At 45.9% G+C, this 24,635-nt stretch carries 18 protein-coding genes and 2 tRNA genes; 4 read left to right on the top strand and 16 right to left on the bottom strand.

The annotated features are described in order from the left end of the window. Positions 1–3: 3 nt before the first annotated feature. The 3 genes from T496_RS0100580 to T496_RS0100570 are packed head-to-tail and all read right to left on the bottom strand — an operon-like array spanning position 4 to position 5,661. On the bottom strand, positions 4–840 hold the full coding sequence (locus T496_RS0100580) for a hypothetical protein (protein WP_027449018.1): 837 nt from the start codon (positions 838–840) through the stop codon (positions 4–6). A gap of 39 nt (positions 841–879) precedes the next feature. Beyond that, the gene (locus T496_RS0100575) at positions 880–2,460 is read right to left on the bottom strand and encodes a RagB/SusD family nutrient uptake outer membrane protein (protein ID WP_027449017.1); all 1,581 of its coding nucleotides are present in this window, start codon (positions 2,458–2,460) and stop codon (positions 880–882) included. Between the two features lie 33 nt (positions 2,461–2,493). Further along, the gene (locus tag T496_RS0100570; protein ID WP_197018909.1) at positions 2,494–5,661 is read right to left on the bottom strand and encodes a SusC/RagA family TonB-linked outer membrane protein; all 3,168 of its coding nucleotides are present in this window, start codon (positions 5,659–5,661) and stop codon (positions 2,494–2,496) included. Positions 5,662–5,928: 267 nt separating this feature from the next. Here T496_RS0100570 and T496_RS0100565 point away from each other — a divergent pair, with 267 nt between their 5' ends. Then, complete coding sequence (locus T496_RS0100565) at positions 5,929–8,814, top strand: triple tyrosine motif-containing protein (protein ID WP_081783478.1); 2,886 nt, start codon at positions 5,929–5,931, stop codon at positions 8,812–8,814. Between the two features lie 576 nt (positions 8,815–9,390). Continuing rightward, positions 9,391–9,924: a hypothetical protein gene (locus T496_RS0100560; protein WP_027449014.1), complete on the top strand. Its 534-nt coding sequence runs from the start codon at positions 9,391–9,393 to the stop codon at positions 9,922–9,924. A gap of 152 nt (positions 9,925–10,076) precedes the next feature. Here the strand turns inward: T496_RS0100560 and T496_RS14800 are convergent. The 13 genes from T496_RS14800 to T496_RS0100500 all read right to left on the bottom strand — a co-directional run bounded on the left by T496_RS14800 (position 10,077) and on the right by T496_RS0100500 (position 22,985). Then, positions 10,077–10,148, bottom strand: a tRNA-OTHER gene (locus T496_RS14800). 330 nt (positions 10,149–10,478) lie between these two features. Then, positions 10,479–11,108 (bottom strand): hypothetical protein, encoded by a 630-nt coding sequence (locus T496_RS0100555; RefSeq protein WP_027449013.1) that lies wholly within the window; start codon positions 11,106–11,108, stop codon positions 10,479–10,481. Positions 11,109–12,254: 1,146 nt separating this feature from the next. Then, on the bottom strand, positions 12,255–13,430 hold the full coding sequence (locus T496_RS0100550) for a penicillin-binding transpeptidase domain-containing protein (protein WP_231477966.1): 1,176 nt from the start codon (positions 13,428–13,430) through the stop codon (positions 12,255–12,257). Next, positions 13,427–13,810 (bottom strand): LytTR family DNA-binding domain-containing protein, encoded by a 384-nt coding sequence (locus T496_RS0100545; RefSeq protein ID WP_027449011.1) that lies wholly within the window; start codon positions 13,808–13,810, stop codon positions 13,427–13,429. Before T496_RS0100545 ends, T496_RS0100550 begins: the two co-directional genes overlap by 4 nt. 183 nt (positions 13,811–13,993) lie before the next feature. Beyond that, positions 13,994–15,073 carry a trypsin-like peptidase domain-containing protein gene (locus T496_RS14275; RefSeq protein ID WP_081783477.1) on the bottom strand — a complete coding sequence of 360 codons (1,080 nt, stop codon included), beginning with the start codon at positions 15,071–15,073 and terminating at the stop codon, positions 13,994–13,996. Between the two features lie 210 nt (positions 15,074–15,283). Next, complete coding sequence (locus tag T496_RS13045; protein ID WP_052341982.1) at positions 15,284–15,676, bottom strand: hypothetical protein; 393 nt, start codon at positions 15,674–15,676, stop codon at positions 15,284–15,286. Between the two features lie 52 nt (positions 15,677–15,728). Next, complete coding sequence (locus T496_RS0100530) at positions 15,729–16,271, bottom strand: hypothetical protein (protein ID WP_155808560.1); 543 nt, start codon at positions 16,269–16,271, stop codon at positions 15,729–15,731. A gap of 502 nt (positions 16,272–16,773) precedes the next feature. Next, positions 16,774–17,793 carry a DUF3871 family protein gene (locus T496_RS0100525; RefSeq protein ID WP_027449009.1) on the bottom strand — a complete coding sequence of 340 codons (1,020 nt, stop codon included), beginning with the start codon at positions 17,791–17,793 and terminating at the stop codon, positions 16,774–16,776. Positions 17,794–18,136: 343 nt separating this feature from the next. Then, positions 18,137–19,882 carry a hypothetical protein gene (locus tag T496_RS0100520; RefSeq protein WP_231477965.1) on the bottom strand — a complete coding sequence of 582 codons (1,746 nt, stop codon included), beginning with the start codon at positions 19,880–19,882 and terminating at the stop codon, positions 18,137–18,139. Positions 19,883–20,002: 120 nt separating this feature from the next. Beyond that, positions 20,003–20,488 (bottom strand): hypothetical protein, encoded by a 486-nt coding sequence (locus tag T496_RS0100515; RefSeq protein WP_044110288.1) that lies wholly within the window; start codon positions 20,486–20,488, stop codon positions 20,003–20,005. Between the two features lie 182 nt (positions 20,489–20,670). Next, positions 20,671–21,510: a hypothetical protein gene (locus T496_RS0100510; RefSeq protein ID WP_027449006.1), complete on the bottom strand. Its 840-nt coding sequence runs from the start codon at positions 21,508–21,510 to the stop codon at positions 20,671–20,673. A 61-nt stretch (positions 21,511–21,571) separates the two neighbouring features. Next, positions 21,572–22,789 carry a site-specific integrase gene (locus tag T496_RS0100505; protein WP_027449005.1) on the bottom strand — a complete coding sequence of 406 codons (1,218 nt, stop codon included), beginning with the start codon at positions 22,787–22,789 and terminating at the stop codon, positions 21,572–21,574. Between the two features lie 123 nt (positions 22,790–22,912). Then, a tRNA-Pro gene (locus T496_RS0100500) sits at positions 22,913–22,985 on the bottom strand. A gap of 159 nt (positions 22,986–23,144) precedes the next feature. Between T496_RS0100500 and T496_RS0100495 the strand changes: the two genes are divergently transcribed. Then, positions 23,145–24,404: a 3-phosphoshikimate 1-carboxyvinyltransferase gene (locus T496_RS0100495; RefSeq protein WP_044110286.1), complete on the top strand. Its 1,260-nt coding sequence runs from the start codon at positions 23,145–23,147 to the stop codon at positions 24,402–24,404. Positions 24,405–24,413: 9 nt separating this feature from the next. Beyond that, positions 24,414–24,623 (top strand): hypothetical protein, encoded by a 210-nt coding sequence (locus tag T496_RS0100490; protein WP_027449003.1) that lies wholly within the window; start codon positions 24,414–24,416, stop codon positions 24,621–24,623. The last annotated feature ends 12 nt before the right edge of the window (positions 24,624–24,635 follow it).

Here is a 24,635-nt window from a genome sequence, read left to right as displayed (position 1 = left end):
TTGTTACTTTACAAACATTTTCTTTACTTTGTCGCCGCACTTGGTGATAACCAGTCCCTTGCGCTTGGCAATGCGCTGACCGTTCAGGTTATAGAAACCATCAGCAGCCTTCTTGCTGGTCTTCACCGTGTTGATGCCATTGGCAACCTTGGGTCCATGGAAGAACACAGCATCGTAGTTGACAACAGTGCCCTGAACGCCGCCGGCCAGCAGTACGAAGTAGTTCTTGTCGGCATAAGCTGAAGCGTCGGCAAACGTAAACTCAGCTTTATCCTCGAACCAAGTCATGGGAATATCGATGTTGTACCACTCACCGTCGCGGGGGAAGTCGGCTACAGGCTGTACGCCATCGATGGGGTCCTTACCAAGCACAATCTTGGCTTCCTTTCCGTTGGCATCGGTCAGCTGGAAGCTCACGGTCTGCGCAGAAGTCATCTTAACGGCGAAATGTAACGACCAGTTGCTGTCGATATAACTGAGGTCGATAGGATTGGCGGCAGCAATATTGTAGCCAAGTCCGCTCCAGCCCACATTACCTACCTCCATAGCCATATACTCACCGGGAACACCAAAAGAGTTCAAGTCGCTGGCCGTAATACCATTGAAGGTGTTCTCCCATATCCAGAGGTTGCGACCTGCATTCTCGTCAGGACCGATATAGATGTAGTTTTCATCTGGAATGTTTGCCTTTTGGGTCTCTTCACCCATGTAGATACTTACATACGACTCATTGGTTGAGAACGTGAAAGGATGTTCTTCTGCCATAGTAACAGATACTTCCTGTGCCATTGCTGAGATACCACACAGCACTGCGGCTGCCATCAGATAAAATTTCTTCATAATAGTTTTTGATTTTAAGTTATTAATATAGCTAATGGATTAATAATTCGGATTTTGGGTGAGCTTGCCCAGCTGTAGTTCCTGGGTGGGAATGGGGAACACTTCGTTCTTGCCTTCCACAAAGGTGCCCCACTGCTGTTTGGCCTCGTCGTTCTCCTGAGCGATATAGGCATCCATGGTCTGCTTGGCAATGCCCCAGCGCACGAGGTCGAACCAGCGGTGGCCTTCCATGCCCAGCTCCACACGACGCTCGTGGCGGATGGCTGCACGGAGGTCGGCTTGGGTGTCGGTAAAGGTCTTGGTGGTCTTCTGAATGGTGGCGCTATAGGGGAAGGGAGCCAGACCGACACGCGAGCGGACCCTGTTGAGCATGGTCTTGGCCGTGGCCAGGTCGGCAGCCGTGCCTACCTCGGTCAAAGCCTCAGCATACATCAGCAACACGTCGGAGAAACGAATCTGACGGTTGTTGAGCGGACCACGCGAATGGTGGGCCAATGCCGAGAAGGTGTTGTCCTTGTTGTACCAACCCTGTTTCTTCGAGATGTACGTATTGCCGCAATAGGTCTCTTCGGCCTCGTTGGTCATGTCGGCAGGTGAGGGTGTGAGGATGGTCAGCTCACGACGGGGGTCGGCAGGCTCATACTCGTCGTAGAGGTTCTGCGTGGGACGATTGAAGCCCCAGCCGCCACCGAGATTGTTGGAGCGTGAACGTGTCAGGATCTGCGTGAAGGTGCCACGGGTGAAACCAAAACCGCCATAGTCGCTCATATCGTCTTCCATATACTGGATCTCGAAGACGCTCTCGATGCCATTCTCGCCAGGCAAGGTGAAGTTGTCGTAATAGTCGCCAAACAGGTCATACTCGCCCGACTTGACCACTTTCTCGCCCCACGACTTGGCCGTGGGATAGTCTTTGCGATAGAGTGCCACCTTCATCAGCATGGCCTGTGCGGCACCTTTGGTGGCACGGCCCAGGTCGTCGGGTCCCATGGCGCTCTTCAAGGCCAGGCCTTTCTCGGCTTCCTCGAGGTCGGCCACGATGAAGTCATAGCAGTCGGCAACACTGGCACGCGTGGGATACCACTTATTGCTGCTGTCCACGATATAGTCCACGATGGGCATGCCGCCAAAGACCCGCACCAGACGGAAGTAATAGTAGGCACGCAGGAAGTGAGCCTCAGCCAACAGTCGTGTGCGCAGCTCCTGGGTCAGGTCGTCGGCCTTCAGCTCTGGCAGTTTCTGGATGGCCAGGTTGGCACGCGAGATGCCTGTCCACTGGGCGCGCCAGTAGTTCAGCAGCATGTCGTTGTCGGCCTGCACCTTGAAGTTATCGATGTCGTAATAGTCGCCACCATCGGCAATGTTCTGACCGCCCTTCAGCGCATCGTCGGAAGCAATGTCGCCAATGAACCACTCCGCGCAATAGGTAGAACCGAAGTCCCACTGCAATGGGGTGTAGGCCGCGTTGACGATACTCTCGGCAGCCGACTGCGAACCCGTATTGAAATAGTCGTCGAGACGTGTGATGCCCGGTGTTTCTTCTTCGAGCCAATCATTACAACCGGTCAGCGAGGCCACGGAAAGCCCCATGAAGAGATATTTAAAGTATTTGGTGTTCATGATGTATATGCTTTATTGATCTTACGCTTGTAATTAGAAAGTCAGTTGTGCACCCATGAGGAACGTGCGAGCCTGGGGATAGTTGCCATAGTCCACGCCACTGCCCACCTCGGGGTCGTAGCCTTTATAGCTGGTAATGGTAAAGAGGTTGCTGCAAGAAGCATAGATTCTCAGTCGGCTGATGCCGGCCTTCGCGATGAGGTTCTTGGGCAGCGAGTAGCCCAACTGGATATTCTTCAGGCGAAGGAAGCTGCCGTTCTCAACGAAGCGGTCGGAGATGGCGCTATTGATAGAGTTGTAGGGGTTGGGGATGCTGCCTTCCTGACCGATGATGTTGCCATTGTCGTCATAGACATTGTGCCACACACTGCCCATATAGTCGGCCAGCGCGCACTCTGTGCCTGTGCCTTCCAGTCGGCGGCGCATGTCGTTATAGATCTTGTTGCCTGCCTGACCGGCGAAGAACATGGAGAAGTCGAAGCCCTGATAGTCGGCCGTGAGGTTGAGACCATAGGTCACCGTGGGGAAAGGATTGCCTATGTCCACCTTGTCATACTCGTCGATCTTGCCGTCGGGCTGTCCGTCAGGTCCCGCCACATCTTCGTATTTTGCATCGCCTGCATGATAGGGCTGGGCTGCACCATAGCCCCACATGGCTGTGGCGGCCTCCTCATCGGTCTGATAGACGCCCAGGTACTTGTAGCCCATGAAGGTGTAGAGGGGATAGCCCTGGTCGCAGATGCGGATGCCATCGCCATTGCGCACGATGTCGCCACCATTCAGCGAAGAGAGCTCGTTCTTGATGAACGACACGTTGGCATCGACAGAATAGTTCAGTTTGCCAATGCTGTTGAAATGACCTAACTGGATCTCCACGCCCTGATTGCGCACCTTGCCGACATTGGCTTGTGCGTCATAGAGGTTGCCAATCCAGGCTGGACCTTTCACCGTGAGCAGCATGTCCTTGGTGTCGCGGATGAAGCCTTCGATGCTACCATAGAGCTTCTTGTTCCACAGACTGAAGTCAACACCCAGGTTCCAGGTCTCGGTCAGTTCCCAGCGGCCACCCTGGTTCTTCCAGGTGATGACGGTGGCACCCCCGGTCAGCGCCTGGGTCTGGCCCAGCACATAGCTCACAAACGTGGGGGCTGTGGTCTGAACGGTCTGGTTGAAGGCATCATTGCCAATCTTATCGTTGCCGATGCGGCCCCATCCGAAGCGCACCTTCATGTTGTCCAGGCAGTCCACCTTTTTCAGGAAGTTCTCTTCGCTGGCACGCCAGCCTAGAGCCAGCGAGGGGAAGTAGCCCCACTTGTTCTCAGGGAACTTGTTGGTGCCGTCGGCACGCACATTGAAGGTGAAGAGGTAGCGGTCCTTATAGCTATAGAACACGCGACCCAGCCAGGAGAAGCGGCGTGAGCGACTGACGTCGTCGCCAGCCAGACGGGTGGCCTGGTCGGTGTAGTTGATGTACCAGTGGTTCTGGTTGCTGCCATCCTGCACGTAGTTGCCCGATGCCGACAGGCCATACATGTTATACTCCTCGCCAGTTTGACCGGCCATGATGGAGAAGTTGTGGTCCTGAATCTTGTTGGCATAGGTCAGGATGTTGTTCCAGATCACAGAGCTATAGCGATAGATGCTAGACGAGACACCGTCCTTTGTGGAGTAGTCGTAGTCGGAGTGCTGATACTTCTCGCCATAGCCACGGCCGCGATTCCAGGTCATGTCGGCGCTGACGTCAGTGCGGAAGGTGAGACCCTTGAACGGCGTGATCTCGGCATAGAGATTGGTGACGAAGCGCTCGTTGACATTCTTAGGATGAGAATGCTCGACCATGGAGAAGGGGTTGGTGACGTTCTTGAAGTTGCTGCCGGCAGCAATCTCACCGCTCAGGTCCTTGCCCTTGCGGGTGAGCGAACCGACAGGATAGTGGGTGGGATCCCAGGGAGCCATGGCCAGCGCAGCCGAGATGATGGAAGCGCCTGCCGAGGCATTGTTGTTCATCACGGTGCGACCGTGGCTGGTCATATAGGTGGCGTTCTCGCCGACCTTCAACCAGGGCTTCATCTGGAACGAGGTGTTCACGCGCAGGGTGTAGCGCTGATAGTCGCTGCCGATGATGGTGCCGTCCTGGTCATAGTAGCTGCCACTGATGGAATAGGTGCTCTTGTCCGTAGCGCCATCGATAGACACGTGGTGGTTTTGCATGGCTGCACCAGAACGGAACACTTCGCTCTGCCAGTCGGTGTCCACGGCCGAATAGTCGAAACCTGCGTCGGGGTGGGCTGCATCCCAACCCAGCACGGCGGGGAAGTACTCGCTGGTGGAGGTCACATAGCGATTGATGAAGGCATTGAAGCCGTTATTATAATAATAGTTGTGCTTAGAGCGGGCCACACCCGTCATCGAGAGCTGCGTCTCGAGGAAATCCTGGGACTTCATCACGTCGAGCATCTTGGTGGCGCTTTGCCATCCGTAGTAGCCGTCGTAGGTGATCTCGCTATGACCGGTCTTGCCCGTACCGTTCTTGGTGGTGACCAGGATGACGCCGTTGGCACCGCGCGAACCATAGATGGCGGTGGACGAGGCGTCTTTCAGCACCTCCATAGAGGCGATGTCATTGGGAGAGAGGAAGGCGATATTGTCGGTGATGACGCCATCGACCACATAGATGGGGTTGGCATCATTGACGGTGCCGATACCACGGATGCGGACAGTGGCACCCGAGCCGGGCTGACCGGAGTTCAGGTTCACCGACACGCCAGCTGCACGTCCCTGCAGGGCCTGGTCTATGCTGACGGCTGGCACCTTCTTCATCTGGTCGGTATTGACCGTGGCCACCGAACCGGTCAGGTCGCTCTTCTTCATGGTGCCATAGCCGATGGCCACCACCTCGTCGAGCATCTTGGAATCGCTGGCCATGCGCACATTGATCGTAGCCGACTTGCTGAACGCGCGCTGCACGCTCTTATAACCAATATAAGAGAACGAGAGGGCGCCTGCCTTCGTAGCCGAAAGCGAGAAGTGGCCATCAAGGTCGGTGACGGTGGCTTGCTGGGTACCGGTAATCATGACAGTGACGCCAATCAGCGGTTCGCCGTCTTGATCATCTACTACCGTTCCTTGCAGTTTGATGCTTTGAGCTGCCATCAATAGAGGTAGCATCAGTAGCGCTAAGGTAAATAGTTGTTTATTCATTATTACTTTTGGTTTTTGGTTATTGATTCGAAAATCTGGATGCAAAGATAGGCTGAATCGGACATCATTACAAAAAAAGCGCCACATAAAAAACTCACTTTTTTGCTTTTTTAGCTATTGCCAATGGTGGAAAAATACCGAAGGAATGGGCGTTTTTTATAAAATACGTAAAAAAATGCACCTCAGCACAAAAAAGAAAGAAAAAAGGTGCCACATTATATTATTTATTGTAACTTTGCGGCAACCAATAACTTAAAACCATACGACATGAGAACTGTGTTTTCATTGCTACTGACATTTTGCATGCTTTTAGCGCCTTCACCGCTCGGAGCTCAGCACCTCACTTTGCGCAACTTCGACCGCCACGCCTATCATGCTGGCACCCAGAACTGGAGCATCGCGCAGGGAGCCGACGGGCGCATGCTCTTTGGCAACGCGCTGGGCCTGCTCACCTTCGACGGGGGACAGTGGAACGTGTATCCGAACGGCAACTATAGCGACGTGCGCGCGGTGTTTTTCGACCAGGAGGAGAACCGCATCCTGGTGGGAGGCACCAAGGAACTGGGCTACTTTCAGGGCAGCAGCCGGGAGAATAAGCTGGTGTATCACAGCTTGAAGCACTTGCTGAGCAACCAAGACCTCAACGAGGTGGAGGTGTGGAACATCTGCAGCTGGAGGGGCTATGCGGTGTTTCAGAACAAGACATCTATCCTGCTGTGGGACTTTAAAGACAAGATGAAGGTGGTGAGGGTGCCTCATCGCATCGAGTCGATGGCCACCGACGAAAGGGGCATCCTGATTGTGTGCAACGAGAAGGCCTACAGCTACCAGGGGCAGCAGCTCGTAGAACTGAAAGGCTTGGAACCGCTCTACGGCAAGAACGTTCGCTCTGCCCTGCCCTATCACGGCAACTACCTGCTGGCCACCGAGGAGGACGGACTGTTTCTCTATCTGCCACGGGAGCAGCGGACGGTGGCTTTTGAACTGGACATCAGCTCTTTTCTGAAGAAGAACCAGATATTCTGTGCGGCCATCCTCGACGAGACGCTGGCCATTGGCACCATCCGCAACGGACTGGTGCTGAGGAATCTGCAGACGGGACGCACCGACTACGTGAACAGCGCTCACGGACTGGAGGAGAACACGGTGCTGGCCATAGGCTTTGACCGCCAGCACAACATCTGGATGGGACTGAACAACGGCATCGCCTATGCGCTGACTTCGGGCAGCTACTACAAACTGCTGAACAATCATATTGGCTCGGGATGCGCCTCGGCACTGATGGACGACAGGCTATACCTGGGCACCAGCCAGGGCCTCTTCATGGCGGGCTACCCGCTGAAGAACGGACCGACACAGGAGGAGGTGAGACTGGTGGACGGCATGAACGGACAGGTGTGGTGCCTGACACCCGCCGACGGCTACTTGATCTGCGGCACCGACCACGGGGCTTTCGTCATAGACAAGGGGAAGTCGCAGCGTATCAAGGGGGCGCTGGGCACACTGCAGGTGGTGCCACTGAGGCATCATCCGGGCTATCTGCTGGGATGCGACTACGAGGGATTCTTCATCCTGAGCCAAACGGGGGCTCGCGTCACGCTGACCCACCGACTGAAGGGCTTTCCGGAGATCAGCGGAAAGATACTGGAGGACAGCGATGGCAGCATCTGGGTGTCGCACTGGCAGAAGGGCATCTATCACTTCCGCCTGAGCAGCGACCTGCTGAAGGCGGAACAGGTGGAATACTTCCACGAGGGCAACGGCCTGCTGGTGGACAACCTCAACACGATCTGCAGGATCAAGAACAGGGTGTACGTCTCGTCGGTGGACGGACTGCATCAGTACGATGCCAAGCGGCGACAACTGGAACTGAACAAGGACATCAGCAGCATATTCAATAAGTATGGCAGCCCGCTGACCATCTACGAGACGCCCGAAGGCGACCTCTGGGCCTACACCGTGGGCTTCATGGCTCTGGCACAGCGCAAGGGCAAGGGCTACGTGGTGGACAACGTGTCGTACAACGGCATGATAGACAACCTGCAGATGTCGATGGGCGACCCGAGCTTCCTGGAGCGCCAGACCATCTTCAACGGTCTGGACGGCTTCTACGTGGCCTTCCACGACGAGCACCCCATGAAGTACGAGTCGAAGGTTTACGTGAGACGCATCTACAGCACCAACGAGGGCGACTCGCTGGTGTACATGTACTTCCCGCAGAAGGAGCAACAGCCACTGCGGGTGGCCCACGGCCAGAACTCGCTGCGCATAGAGTTTATCATGCCCGAATACCGCGACCCGCAGGCTGTGGCCTACTCCTACTGGCTGGAGGGCTACGACAAGGCGTGGAGCTCGCCACAGGTGGTGAACAACAAGGAGTACACACACCTGCCTAAGGGCATCTACACCTTCCACGTCAAGGCACTGAACCGACTGACCGGACAGGAGGACGAGTTCCTGCAGCGCATCGAGATTCTGCCGGCATGGTATGAGACGTGGTGGGCCTACCTTATATATATAATACTGCTGGGACTGACAGTCTATGCGTTGGCTAAGTATCAGAAGGCGCGCTACAACGACAAACTGCGCCGCGTGAAGAAGGAACAGGAGCGACAACTGCGCGAACAGGAACGCGAGTTCCAGATACAGCAGGCCCAACAGGAGAAAGAGCTGGCACTGCTGCGCAACGAACAGCTGAACATACAACTGAAACACAAAGCCAGCCAACTGGCCGACTCGACCATCAACCTGGTGCGCAAGAACGAGATGCTGCAGGAGATAGACCAGTCGATGTTTGAACTCTCGGAGGGCGTGAAGCACGACGAGGCGAAAACGGCCATTCAGAAACGCATCAAGGACATCAGACGGGGCATAGACATGAACATGAGCGACGACTCCAACTGGCAGAAGTTTGAAGAGAACTTCAACCTGGTCTATGACAACTTCATGCAGAAGCTCACCGAACAATTCCCCGACCTGAAGATGAACGACCGCAAGTTGTGCGCCTACCTGCGCATGAACCTGTCGTCGAAAGAGATTGCCTCGCTCATGAACTGCAGCGAGCGCAGCATCGAGACCGCCCGCTACCGATTGCGCAAAAAACTGGCTCTGGACCAGGGCGACAACCTCGTGGCCTTCCTGCAGAAATACTAACGGCAGGCCACCGGGGCGGCGTGGCAGCATCTTTCTAGCGGCGTGGCAGCACAAAAGTGCCGCTTCTGCAACGCAATAGTGGCACTATTGCATCCTAATACTTATGGTTTTGACTTGCAATAGCGTAACTTTTGATCCCGATCTAGAGTCTAGACTACACCATTCTAGACTCTAGATTGACCCGATCCAGACTCTAGAATGACCTTATCTAGACTCTAGAAATGTACTTTCCAGACTCTGGACCAAAAACAAAAGCGCCACTATGAGGGGACAAAAGTGCCACTATGAGGGAGCAAAAGCGCCACTACGAGGCGCAGGAAGCAGCCGTTTTACGCAGCCGAAGTAGCACTATAATGGATGGAAAAATATTCAATTATTTAATAATTATTTAATTTTATTGCCAGAAATTTGGCAATTTCGAACAAATTATTTACCTTTGCGAGGAATTTCTACTATAACATATCATAAACTGTCAAAAAGAATCGACATTATGTCGAAACCTTTAAAACAATGGAAGATGAAGTAGTGAAGAAACCTCAAAACTTATAAAAGATAACATAATTTACACACGATAAGATGGGACAAAATACAAACAACTGGACTTTAGGAGAAGTTGCCGTGCTCCGAAAACAAGAGCGAATCTTGAAGAAAAGCGGCAAAACCACATATAAACAGTACGTAAACTCTCGCTATCTGTGCATACGCGAAGAGAGCGCCAACGAGCATGGCATACTACTGAAGGTGCTTGGCAAGACAACGCCCAAGCATATAAGTTTTTGCGCTGGTGAGCCATTCAGCAAAGACGATATCGACACCCAATTCTACAGCAGTGTTTACTATGGCTACCCCTACGTCTCAAGCAACAAACTAGAGGAGGCCTTGAGCATTCTGCGCGAGAATCCCAAACTACTGAACCTGCTAGAGGAAGCATCCATGCGCACCAACCCCGACTCTACGTTCTGGGTGAGGGATACCAAGCGCAACCTGCTGTTTCAGAAGCAACTGCAGTATATGGACGGAAAGACAGGCGAGCTTTGCAGCCCCAGCGACAACGAGCCTCGCTATCGCATCTCGATTGTGTATTTCTATAAAGGTGAACTGATCTGGTAAGCATACCATCATGATAATAAAAGAAGGTCGAACGGCTAACACCCGCTCGACCTTCTTTTATGCCATTACCCCCCTGGGGAGACCAGGAGGGGGGGGCTCCCACAAGACACAAAAAAAATCCAAACTACTGAAACAGTAATTTGGATTCTCTTTGGTCGGGATTACTGGACTCGAACCAGCGACCTCGCGCCCCCCAGAAGCTACACAACTGACGCTAAATCCCACTGACTTTCAATAATTTAGGAGTTATCACTCTTATTTGAGTGACGGATTTCGTGACGGTTTTCATCACGTTGGATTAAACTTCAATATTTCATGATTCTTTTAGAATCGTCGCAAAGTTACAAAGAAAAATCGAATAAAAGTGCAGTTATGCTCTCTATTTTTAGTGAACGGTATCAATTATTTAAAGAATGCGATCTCTCAGAGATTACCGTTTTTGTAACGTTCATCTTTTCTGTAAAACAATATAAAATGTCACAGACATCCTGAAACAAAAAAAAGCAACCATCACGAAATCAATCGCGGTGCTTGCATCCTATTAAATAATTCATTCACCATCGAAGTGGTGAAGACGATATCTTATGATTAGCAATTTCTTCATCTGTAAGTGTTTCAGGATAGAACTCCTTTACTATTTCGTATTCGGACTTTTTGTCGATTATAAAAAGCTGGTTGTTAAGTAACCATATCCCTTTATCGTCACGTTTGATATAGCCTAAATCATCTGCTTCTTTTAGATAGCGGTCAACTGTCGATTTAGAATAGACCAACGTATCAGCAAGCTCTCTTACCGAGTATTGACAGAGATTTGTAAAGTTGTAGCATCTTAACTTTAGTTGAGCAAGAAAGCCGATTAATTCTCTTTTTATCGGCTCTTTCAGTAAATCCATGCTAATTAGTGAGTAGTTATCGGTATATAGACAATAGTGATTAAACAAGAAAGCACCACTATCTCCTTTTCTACGCTCAGTTATCTTCTTAATTATTCCTGCTTTCGCAAATCTGTTTATGTGAGTTGAAATAGTTTCTCGTCTTAAGTTTGCAGCTTTTGCCAAAGTATCTTCATTAACATTACTTTCGTTAGTTTCAAAATCTGATTTAGAAGCTAAAACCAAATAAACATATGCTTCTAAAGGTTTCAATTTATCAGCAACTGACTGGGGGATTTTTCTGTAATTCATCGAAGTTTGCTACGCTTGAATTATTGATTACTCTAAAATTATCTTCTTTCCACAATTTATTAAAGAACTATTTTCCAAAAAATTTCTTAGCATCTTTTCGATTGGAAAACCTTTGCATCGTTGGAATGTACTCTATCATAGTATTTTTTTCTTTTCAATTCATCTCATCTTTGTTTGACGGAAATCTGAAAGATTTCTGCTTAATAGGGATTAGTATTATAGGTATTAGTATGTTGTTAACTTAATGGGACACCTCATGTTAGCCAAATGGGACAGTTAAAATTTCGACCTCAGACAGATCTTGTCGTCATTATATAGCATAACTGTTATGATGGCTTAGAAAAAAAATGCATTTCTACGCCCTCTGTTCCCCCATAGATCTGAAAGTTCCTATAGTTATTATCTCACAGCGATTATATTGTCATTTTTCATTTAGTCAATTAAACTGACTATAGCATTTTTATGTCAATCATAGGCTACTGAAATCACTGTGTGTTGTCAAAAAAGGTGTTTCTTTGAATCGTACTATATTTATGCATTGGATAGCCACTTGAATTTTTGAAACAAGTAGTTCGTTATGCTAACGATTCTGTTTGTACCGGAACACGGTGAACTGAGACCAATTTTTGAGCGGAATATTATTTTTACTTTTTGTAGTGTCGTTTTGAAAAATTTGCTTCCGTATCAAAGAGAAAGCAAAGGAACGCCATTTATAGACGCTCCCTTGTATCATTGCAACTGTAACTAAAGATATTATTGCTTACCTGAAATCCAAACTTAAAAAATGTTAATCAAGGTTCGGCGTGCAATTGGTGACATTTTTCAAAACAGCATATAAAACAGTTATTCTTTATATTGCGGCAACACCTAATATTAAGATGGAGAAGAGAAATAAAACGATGAGGCTGTGTGTCACCCAATAAGCGTATTTGATGATTCTCTTTGACTTAGGACAATAAAATGCTAGCAACAGCATGACGTTGTAGAGTCCTAGCATGAAGATGACAAAAATTGTTATTCAAACCCATATTTCTCCGTATGTAATGCCAAGGGTATGTGCCAAGTCATTACTCCAAAGGATAACCTCATTACAGAGCCTATCTGAAAGATTCCTTACTTTTACAATCGTATCGTTTACCATAGCTACTATTTTATCATTCCGTTATCAATCATCCATTCAACAATATTATGAAAAGCCTCACCAGCCATTGCACCACCACTTGCAGGTAGTCCGAGCTTATTCAGACTTACAATCATGCTGTATTTAGGTTTATCAGCAGGATAGTAACCACAGAAAGCAAGGTGATATTCAGAAACTGTATTATCTCCTTCATAGTATTCTCCTACCTGGGTTGTGCCTGCCTTTCCTGCAACTTTTATGCGTTTACTGCCAGCAAGTTTTCCTAAACCTTGACTAACAACATGCTCTAATGCTTGCTGTATTGATTCAATATTCTTTCTGCTAGCAATCTGTTCATTTATCACCTTTGTAATCCCAGACTGTAACGTTGGCTTCACCATCTTTCCATTATTAGCGATGGCATTATAAAAAGTCAGCATTTGTATTGGTGCCATTTTCCGATCGTAACCTATAGAGCTCCAAATAATATCCTTGTTTACCCAATCGGAGTCTTTGGGAGTATGATAGGATGTTGGACTCAATCTTTCTATTCCAACAATGCTGTCAGGTTGTCCATAATTCATAGAGTCAAGTTTGTTGAAATAATCTTGTTCGTGACCTTTAAACAAATTCCAGATGGTCTTACTTATTCCGATATTTGAACTGACCTCCAAGGCACGTTCCAGTGTCATCAAGCCATATCCACCTCTTCGCCAATTGTGGTCTCTCAATGTCCTGTCATCATCAATTATCCAGACACCATCTTTTGTATCTACGACATCATCTAATGTGACCTTCCCAGTTTCCAATGCGACAAGAAGTGACGCTGTCTTTACCAAAGAACCTTGTTCCTGCTGATAGGCAAAATTTTTACAAGGCTGAAACTCTCCTTCATAGTCACGCTCACGACCAACCATAGCAAGTATCTCACCAGTCTGAACATTCATAATGATTACCTGACCTTGCTGACCGTTTATTTCTTTTAGTTTGTCCTGTAGCAATGAGTCTGCAACATATTGTAATGCAGGTGAAATGGTAGATCCTTCCTGGGGCATCGGTAAGGAACGATCTGTAGAGCCAAACCTATTATATAAAAGACAGGCTATTGCCAGTAGAATCACACTTACAACAACGGCTATCCATTTCCAGCTTTTTTGTTTGGTGTCACTACCAAGCACCTGTAGTTCATCATTATTCTTCATAGTCTATCCTCCTTTCCCCTCTCTGATTCAAGCAAAGTCTTCAACTGTTTCAATGCCTCCTTAGAAGCCTGTAGCTCAAAAGCTATATTCACTTCCGAATTAGACATAAATAGCAGTTGTTTATTCGGATTAATCTTAAAGATGTATGCTCTGTTTACTATCAGCTGCTTACCTAAACGGATGAAAGTCATAGCCTCCTTACCCAGCTGTTCCTCCATCAGTTGTTGACAGTGAGCTAGATTCATAGTAAACACTTGTTCTGTTTTATCATGCAACACCAAAGTGGAATAGTTCCCGTCTGACTCCACATAAACCACCCGTTCAGGTTTTATCCTAACGAGTTCGTTAGCATTCGATATGATTAGTACCTTGTTACTCATATCCTCTCTTTTTCTGGTTGCAAAGATAGTTCTTAATTTTTGAATAGTAGTATTATTCGATGGTTAGTTGTACGAAATATAAGTCTTATTGTATGAAAAACCCAACCACTCACTATATTTTTTGTATGAAATGGGTGGTTGGGCGTGAATAAAAAATTTTATTAATATTCTGCTTTTAACAAATTACCTGTACCGATTCATAATATATAATAAGTCTCTGCAAAAATTCAAGTTAGCACCAGAGTCATCTCTTCCTGCTGATGTTATGCCAATGGCTTCTCCATATTCATTTAATAGTACACCTCCGCTACTTCCGTGATCAATAGGAGCTGTAATTTGAATATAACCTAGTTCTGTACGGTATTGAGAAATTTCACCAGATGAGAATGTATTTTCAAGACCTTTAGGGCTACCTATAGTATAAACCTTGTCACCGACTTCACTCCTTTGATAGGCAATCGGTATAAATGGGGTACTAAACAAGCCTGCAACTTTGAATATGATGTAATCTTCACTTTTGCTATATGCCAATATGTCGTTTTTGGAAATTTCATGGAAGGTATCACTTCCATATAATTTTATGGCAATCTTATTTGCATCCTCAAAATTATGGTAATTACTAACTGCTAGTCCGTTCGAATTAACAAAGAAACCAGAGCCCTGCCATATTTGTTCAGCATTAGATGTCGCGCCGTAAATCATAAAAACTGCATTACTATATTTCTTAAATATATCTCTTCCTTTTAAAACTTTCCGATTAGTTGAAGATGAATAGGTTGGACTAATTCTTGATAGTGCATTTACACATATATATTGTTCTGAATTAGATGATACGGATTCTAATAGTGTTGGTACACGCGCAGGTGCTGTTGTATATGTAGGCGTGTATGTTTGAACTGGTTTGGGCTTCAGCGTTATATTATAATAAGATTCTTTTTCTTTGAAAGTAGTAGCGTTGTTCGTCTCAAAGAAGCCATATGGTATAAGAATGATATTTGCGAGATATAATGGATTAAATTTTGACTCAGTATATATGCCCGCATCTTCATAACCATTCATAGATAAATAAAAATTATGATGGGCTTTTCCTTCGTAGAGAAAAGGTGTTTGCCCAACATATTCGCCATCATCACGATAAATAAAAGCGCCTGAAGGAGTTGAACTAATATAAACCTTTTTATAAATACCAAACATAGAGACACAACTAGAAAAAATAGTACAGACAAGAACTGCCATCGAAAATAATGTAGATAACTTTTTCATAATCTCAATTTTTTAGTTTGACAATCAACAAAATACCAAGCAATCCCAAGAAGTCAGAGGATTATTTTTTAAGAGTGTGGGACTATTGCCATTATCGTCATAAGGTTCTGGACTACCTGCTACAAACAATGAACAATAGCCCACACCTTAGAACATATCATTCCTATAAGGGTACAATAATCCGACATGGAAAAAACAAATAGTTAGGTTTTATTTCTCAATATAATGGACTTCATATTCGAGAGCATTTAACTGAGCCATAACGTCAGGATATTGGTTCATGAACTGTTGTTCAGTTAAGGTATTCCCGTTTGTGTTATAGAAAGTATCACTACCGCGAGTTCCTGGATGTGTTGTGCCTGCGATTTTTCCATTTGAATGGTAGACAGTAACTGTTGTTATGACGCCATTGCTTACATCAATCTTCACAGTCTTTCCATCACTACTCCACGCAGTTCCCGTAAAGACAGTTCCGACTTTTTTGTACGCGAACTCATTTCTTCCGTCTCTTCTAAAATCAAGGTCAGTGAAGTGAGTTTTACCTAAATTGTCACATGAGATTAAACATGTGAACATTACCCAAATAACAAGTACTTTTTTCATTTTTTATAGGATAAGAATTATTGACAATCGAAATAATGACCCCAAAAATGGGTTATTCCTCTCCCCATCGAACAGAACTACCTCCTCTAATCGTATATTGTAGATTTGAATTATTATGCACCAAATCTGTACTATTGCCTATGTACCTTATGTAACCGTATTTGTTGGGAGCTGTTCTTGGAAACTTTGAGTATTTTTGTTTTATAGTATTAGCCAAAATTTTTGAATCCGTTTTCATATGTTCAAAAACAATTTTCCAAAACCTATTGCTATAGAACCATAAGGCTACACTCAAAAACTTAGCCCCTTCACATTCTATATCCCCGTCAATTACAAGAACATCAGAATCGCCACCAGAACTTTCACGATAGCGTATCCCTAACTTACTTAACTTTTTCAGAGCATCTACTTCTGTTGTGACACCAAGGGTGCAACCAAGAAAATCACTTGGGATGCGGTCTGAAGATAAAATTACTGAACGATTGTTTGAAGAAGCATAAGGAGGGTTAAATATCAGTGGTGATTGATTAGCATATTGTGCTAACACAGGTACAGTCATTAATAAGAGAAAACTGAATGCAATTATTTTTTTCATGCTCTTAATTAATTTGGCCAACCAATCCCAAGAAGTCAGCGGATTATTGCTTAAAGAAGCGTGGGACTACTGCCTATTATCACCCCAGAGGTCGTGGAATTACCTATCAGCTAATAATGAAGCAATAGCCCACGTGTTAAGATATATCATGCCCTTAAAGGGTACAATAATCCCAAACGTGAGCATATTGCCATTACCCTTGCTGATTAGAAATTTTCCACGTTTCTGAGGAAGGATAAACGTCAATCGCTCTTTTGATATGTCTGAGTCATTAAAACGTACTCCAACACGTTGGGTACTTAAAACTCGCTTGCAAAAGTAGCAATTAGTTCTGAATAATGCAAGAAACCAGACAGATAATTCGATTTGTTTGTGTGAAATATCCACTTGATTGTATGAAATGCACCATCTTTTTAATTCAGATTCTGTCTTAGTCCGTTGAACACATTAGAAAAGAGGACACCACCCATATATAATAAGGTGATGCCCTCCGCTCTATCAACTAACCAAGAAACCATTGGTAAGTCATATCACCACGCAAGGCATTGTTAAGCCCCACACTGACATCTGTGGCATTAACAGCTCTTTGGAGGTAGCTGTCAATGTAGCTTGATTTGTTAGCCTCAGTCAGAAGATTGTGGAAGTTCCACATGGAAAGTGATCCACCTTTACCACCGAAATCCTCACTGTGATAGTATTCACGGCAAACATTGTTTATCTGACTGTCAGTAATCAGCAGCCTAGGAATTCTTCTGGAGAGTCCTTGCGGTAGTGCCTGATAGAGTCTCATGCGTCCAATCACCTGTGCAAACTGAGTTTCAGTCAGGTAAGTGTTGGAAAGGGTCTGCATCAAGTGAATGTCTTTTGCAGGGTTAAACTGATTGAAGAGTTCCATCACCTGTTGGTAGAGTTGTTTCAAGTCCATTACCTCCAGAGAGAGTTTCACCCCTTGACCTGTTAGCACCTGATTGCTACAGATTCTTACTCTCCATCCCACAAACACACAGAACTTTTCCACTCCTTTAGAAGAACGGTAGAGGTTCAGGTCATTGTAATTACGGACACCACCCACGCATAGTTCCAAACGTTTGCCATCGACAGTCTCATAAATTGTTGGAATAGTGAAAGCAAATGCTAAACGCTGGTAGAACTGAGTCTTTTCACACTCCAGAAGCTCAGATGCTCGTTTCCCTAAAGCGTTAGGAGTTCTTCCTCTGACAATGTGAGAAACACGAATGGAGGGTGCTGTTACTGCTTCACCCTGATAGAAAGACTTTGCGGCATCGTGAACAGATTCAATGAAGTCCTGATGAGAGATTGTTAACTCCTGATTAGCCCATGTTGGAACAACACACTGAGATTTCAACTCATCCATGGTGATGTGGTTGGTGTTTGCATCCAAGAAACTGACGTAGGAGTTAATAGAAGTTTCAGGCTGTTCTAAAACTTCTTCGTAGTCAGCGTACTCAAACTGATTGCTGTTATTAGTAGCCACAGCAGGCATTAACAGTAAATTGTTCATAACAAAATGAATTAAATGGTTATTGATAGAGTGAATTGTGTGAGGTACGTGTTTACCTCCTAGAGGTACAGTCGCTATAAATATTGACTACGTTTTAGATATTTGACTGAGGTTTCCTCTATGGAATTTGTTTTACCATCTTTCAATGGGTGGGGGGCTAATTGTTATGTGGTGTGGCGTGCTCGTAACAAAAAGATATTTTGAAAATGGTTACTTCTGAGGATTGTAACATAAACAAAGAAAAGCGGACTCCGAAGAAATCCGCGATATCGGTTTGCTAGTTAAATTGGTGACAAAAACGTAAAAAGGTATATAAAACCAATATTTCAGTAAAAAAGTCACACTAGGCAAATCGAGGTGATATGAGAAAATATCCTCTTCCACCTACCCGTTTTTTCACCTCTTTGGCCTCAAAGTATTCGGTAATGGTGTGTGAAGTGACAGCCTTAGAAGTAGGAATGTTCAGCTCAGCAAAGATTTCCTTGATTTTTTCTTTAATAGTCTTGGCCGAGTACCACTGCTGGGGAAAGAAGAACGTGTTAATAAGCTGGATGGCATCTGTGGCGTGAGCCTTCACCTGATGTTTTTTCAGAATAATTGCTTCACGCATTTTAGTGACCGAATATCTGAGTTGTTCGATTTCCTCCTTACCCAACAAATCATATGCTTCGACAATCAGAGAGTCGGCAAATGCAAGATCACGCTTGTATTGACATTCTGCCTCAGTTTCACAGGTTCCGAGTTTTTCCAGTTGAGAGACTATCTCCTTGCGTTTCTCTCTGATGGAAGCAGCCTTACTTTCAATCTTCAATCGCTCATAATCTCCGAATTTACAATATCTGGGAACACGAGTAACATTGAAGTAGCCGCACTCTTGATAAGCTTGAAGCACTCTACCATAATTATTATAGATAACCTTTATCATCTCTTCATCAATGTAGTTGTCAACCTTGTACGGGTCGATTTTGTTGTCTTCATCAAAAAATCGAGTAAACGGAATTGTTGCCTGAGCCCTTCGAAATTCTTCTCGTTGTGTAGCTGTTGATGCAGAATAGGCCATCTTACCCAAGTATTCGTAGACATTCTGTTGAGCATGAAACGTTTCCTCTATCTGCTCTCTGCTCTTAATCGGATTTCTCTTATCGAAGTTACTGACATGGTATATTCCGTTAACACCGTTTCGGAACCTACCTACGATTTGGACAGCATCCACGTACGGGTCTATCATGGTGTACTCAGCTGTATAGCAATCTGTCAGCATCACAACATTTGGAGATTCCTGTAATTCGATGTCGAGTGCGCTGTAGAATCGGCTTGTCATCCAATTATAGCGAACCATTTTTGATTCTTTCCATTCCTCGTAAGCATTTCTAAATTTTAAAGATTTCAGCTTATCAACGCTCTTCTCGGAACAGAACACTGCCGATTCGTTCATGATTCCCAACTGCTTCATAAGTGAGTAAATCATATCGGTCGAATTGACGAAAAAGAAAACTGGTCTCTCGTCCGAAGCCAGAGATTCCAGTAATTCACGACTACTCTGCAACACATTATTAGTAGTATATAGCTGCAAATCCATTTGGTAGTCGTAATCAGGAATAAGCTTGACCATCTGAAAATCGTTAAAACGTGTGTCGGCATATTGTGTTGGTGGAGTTGCTGAGACTATAGCCTTATCCCTGCACTCGAAGAACAAGTCCATTGGTAAAGTGATGTCTGACCTGTAGTCACAGTCCTTCACCATTTTCTGACACTCGTCGAATAGTAGGAAGTAACCATCAAATCGTATATCAATATCGAGGTCTCCGAAAGCTTTTAGCACTTTCCTAAAACTTTCTGGAGTCGTCAATATCTTAACCCACTTGTTATCACGGAGGCTGTTCTCAACGTAATCCGTAACCATGTCCGATGTAACTCCTTGGCAGACACCCATCAAATTGTCATTCTTGTGCTTCGAGTCGTGAGTCTTACCATAAATCACGGGTCTTGTTGGCTCGATAATGATTGAATGTCTGGGAGCCTTGATTTCTGAGTAAGTTGCACCGATTCCCGTAACAGTTTTGTTGAGGATGGTGTTAGTCTCAATCATGGGGTAGATATCATTGAGATGCAGCATCTTACCATTCACTTTTGAAATCTGTATTTCTTTTACTAACATAGAAATAATAAGGTGTAGGGGAAGGAAGCATAACCTTCCCCCACGATTAAGTTAAACACTCTGCTTATGCTCACGCAGATAGTCAAGATTATCTGACGTGCGAGGAATGCGGAAAAAGACCGTACCCTTGAACATCGACTTCATTGCTGATATCTTGTCGTTGTATTCTCGGAACAACGGAGTGTACTGTAATGACTGACCGTTCTCTATGAACAGTTTCATGACTTCCCACTGGTAGTCTTCGTCAGCCTCTAGAGTATCACTCTTCATTGGGTCGCCAGCATATTCACTGACCTCACCTGTCATCAGATAGTGAATAAGGTTGTTCGCGCGCTCGGCATCCAATTCATATTTGAAGCCTGTCACGGTCTTGGATTCAACCCAAGCGTAAGGGTGCTGAGACTTCGTTGTTCCAAACTTAACCGAAAGCTTGTCGCCACGGTTCATCATTTTCTCGACTTCGGCATGAGCCTCATTGTTGGGGTACTGCAGTTCCTTGGCAGTTGTCTGTGTTGAAAATTCAAATTTTAAATTCATAATTCTTTGTTTTTTCTGACCTTTGCACCATGCGAGGCGGCGTCTTAACCTCCAGAACTACTTCAACTCGCGCGCTGTTGTTTCGTTCTGGGTGCAAAGTTAGAGGAAAAAGAAATGCAAAGGAAGAAAAAATGAAAGACTGGTTGAGGTAAACTGTCAAAGTGAGTTTACCTCAAAAATAATCAGTCTATCATATTCAAATATGGATTGTAACAGTAACATGACTTGTTTCGGTCTGGAGTTGCTTTGCAGCATTTTGTGTTGTCTTTTATGTATTTGCCTACATCTTTGACTGGTGTTTTTTCCATTTTGACTATTGTATTACCATCTATGTTCTTTAGTGTTCGCTCCGTTATCTCATAGCCAACAAGATATTTCTTATCTTCAAGATAGCCCACGATGCAAAGGATCTGTGCGGTAAACATCCAATCCTTTCGACGTGATGTATTGTTGGCATATGCTGGTATATTGTTAACGAGGAAGTAATCGAGCATGTCCATGAAGAACTTTACCTTATGCCATAGCACATTGTCTTGGGTAGTGCTTATGCATGGATATAGGTTCGCATTATCACTATGTAGGTAAGACATAAGCAACTCTTTAAGTCCGTTCTTAATGAATAAAGTGTTGATATGAGCTGACTCTGTCTTGTTGCTAATAGTCAACTCACATGTAGAAGCATCAAGCATGGCAAGCATCTTTTTGATGTTATCAGCTACTGACACTTCATCGAACACCCATGACTCTCCAAAGCAGGATTCCGTGAAGTCTTTGAGGAAAAGCAGTAGGAGCCAAAACTTCTCAGCGTCAAGATTGTACTTCTCGACCTTTGCCTGCATGGTTTCCGTGGACTTGTATAAGTCGTAGTTTGAGGCACAATCTATCATGTCTGTTCTCCGTTGAAACAGATCACGGGCATTCTCTACAACATATTCTTCCCAGCCTGGCTCACAAAGGTAGCAGTACTTTCGTGCTACAAAATCGATGTAGGCCATATCTTCTACTGAATAATTCTTCTCCATAGCTGCAAAAGTAACAAAAAAAACTCCACCTGGCAAAGAATCAAGTGGAGTTTCCTGTGTTTTACAATAAGTTTTGCATTGCAAAATCTATCTGCTCATTATCAAATTGGCTCAAATATATCTGTGTAGTCTTAATATCTTGATGTCCTAATGCCTGAGAAATGATGCCAATGTTAACACCAGATTTCTTTAACACTGTTGCAAAGGAGTGACGGGCTACGTAGGTTGTAACATCTTCTTTGATCTTCAAGTTAGCCGCTATCTTGTGAAGCTCCTTATTTAGTTGACAGCACAACTTACGAACTCGGTTAAATTTCTGCATCGGAGTAATATGCTTTCGATTATCCAGAATCGGGAACAAGTAGCCAGCCCGTTTTTGATAGGTAGAATATTTCTCAATAATGACTTTAGCTTCATCAAGCATTACCAAGTTTATCATCCCATGCGTTTTCTGACGCTCATAAATCAGTCGTCCATCGACAATATTTTCAGACGTAAGATTAGCGACATCGACAAGTGAGATTCCACCACAATAATAGGAGAATGAGAAAACATCATGTGCTAGACGTGCTTTCTCACTCATGCAGGAACAATCCATTTTCAAAATCTTCTTCACACTCTCTTTAGACAACGCTCGTTTTTTTGTTTTGGTACAGAATCGGCTCAGCTTGTATTCAATGAACGGACTCTTTTCACGGTCTGCACATTTAGTCTCTACAGCCTTATTGTAGGTAGCTCTAAGTGTACGGAAATAATAGTGCATCGTAGTATCTTCAAACTGATTCTTACGCATCCACGCTTCAAACTTATTGCAGAAACTAACATCTACAGCATTAAAAAGAAAAGTCAATTTCTTTCCGTAAAAGTTCTGTAAAGTGGTACGCAGATTCAGGTAGGCATAACTGTTACCCACCTTACCGTTATCCCTTAACTGATGGATGTGTGAGGTTAGAAAGTCCCCAACGGTTACAAGTCTTGTTTTGGTAGCCGTACTAGTTAGAATCTCCGAAGCCGTATAGTCCTCTTGCTTTGCTTCCATATCAAGTTGAATTGCTTGGTATTTCTGTAAAGCATTAGTAATAATGCTCACAACATGACTCCTATTAGGACAACTACTTTTAGGTCTATCCCGTTCAAAATCCCAATATTTAGGGTTGAGGGATATTCCCAAAGTTTTCAAACTACGTTTTCCGTTTTTTGTAATTTTCACCATTAGGGGAGCTTCTCCATTACTCAAAATCTTGCTTTTGTAGCACGTTACCGAAATTTTAGCGTTCATAAATAGGTGACGGTTTTAGTGACGGATTCCGTAACGATTTCCGTCACTCCAAAGATATTGAGTAAACTTTAGGGAATAAAGAAAGGAGTTGTAACCTATTGGTTTCCAACTCCCTTTCTCCAGTCGGGATTACTGGACTCGAACCAGCGACCTCGCGCCCCCCAGACGTGTGCGCTACCAACTGCGCTAAATCCCGATCATGATGCGCTTCTTTCGAATTGCGGATGCAAAGGTACTGACTTTTTCCGAAACCACCAAATTTTTCTGCATCTTTTTCACGTTTTTCCAAAAAACTTTAATTATTAAGGGGTGACAGTAGCATTATGACATTTATTTTGTAACTTTGCCGTCAATTATGGAGACTTATAATATCATAGCACCAGAGAGGCTGCAGGCGACCATCAAACTGCCTGCCTCGAAGAGCATTTCTAATCGTGCACTCATCATACACGCACTGACCGGCGGCAACACTCTGCCCGACAACCTGAGCGACTGCGACGACACGGAGGTGATTGTACGCGCACTGGAACAGATGCCCCACGTCATCGACATCAAAGCGGCCGGCACGGCCATGAGATTCATGACGGCATTCCTGTCGGCCACGGAGCACGGCGAACACGTCATCACGGGCACCGACCGCATGAAGCACCGCCCCATCAAACTGCTGGTGGACGCGCTGAGACACCTGGGTGCCAACATTGAATACGAGGGGGAGAACGGTTTTCCGCCACTGAGAATCAACGGGCAACAGCTGGAGGGCGGCGAGCTGGAGATAGCCGGCAACATGTCGTCGCAATACACCTCGGCCCTGCTGATGATAGGCCCGGTGCTGAAGAAAGGACTGACACTGCGACTGACGGGCGAGATCATCTCGCGCCCCTACATAGACCTGACGCTGTGGACCATGCGCGAGTTTGGCGCTGACGCCGAATGGACGTCGATAGACACCATCACCGTGCAGCCTAAGCCCTACGTGGCACGCCCCTACCTGATAGAGAACGACTGGAGCGGCGCCAGCTACTGGTACGAGATGGTGGCGCTGAGCAAGGACGAGGAGGCCGAGGTGAAGCTGAGCGGACTGATGGACGGTTCGAAGCAGGGCGACTCGGGCGTGCGCTATCTGTTTAGCCTGTTGGGCGTGAAGACCATCTTCGAGACGAAAGAGCCGGGCGTGCCCACCACGGTGACGCTGAAGAAGAGCGGACGCCACGTGCCTAGACTGGAATATGACTTTGTGAACATGCCCGACCTGGCGCAGACGTTCGTGTGCACGTGTTGCGCACTGGGCGTGCCCTTCCACTTCACAGGACTGCAGACACTGAAGATCAAGGAGACCGACCGCATAGCGGCGCTGCAGACTGAGATGAGGAAGATGGGCATCGAACTGAAGAGCATCAACGACAGCGAACTGATGTGGGACGGCAAGCGACAGCCTACAGCCAACGGCAACGCGCCCTACGTCATCGACACCTACGAGGATCACCGCATGGCACTGGCCTTTGCGCCAATGGCCTTCCGCATGCCTATCAGCATCAACAACCCGCAGGTGGTGAGCAAGTCGTACCCCATGTATTGGGACGACCTGGAGAAAAATGGATTCACAATCAACAAGTAATAAAAGAATATGCAGTTTGCACTAATTTGTATCATCTCACTGGCAGTGCTGGGCATTGTGGCAGCACTGTCGTCAATGCTGACGAAAGGCGGCACCGACGCGCCCGTAGTGGAGGGCGAGGACTGTGCCACATGCAGCAGCAAGGTATCGGGCGATTGCAAGATAGCCTGCCTGATGGAAGAGAAAAAACGCCGCGAGGGCAATAAAACGGCCGTTTAGGAGTTTTTCTTT

It is taken from the genome of Xylanibacter brevis P6B11 (assembly GCF_000621825.1).
Taxonomy (GTDB): Bacteria; Bacteroidota; Bacteroidia; order Bacteroidales; family Bacteroidaceae; genus Prevotella; species Prevotella brevis.
This window is presented reverse-complemented; position numbering and strand designations above follow the sequence as displayed.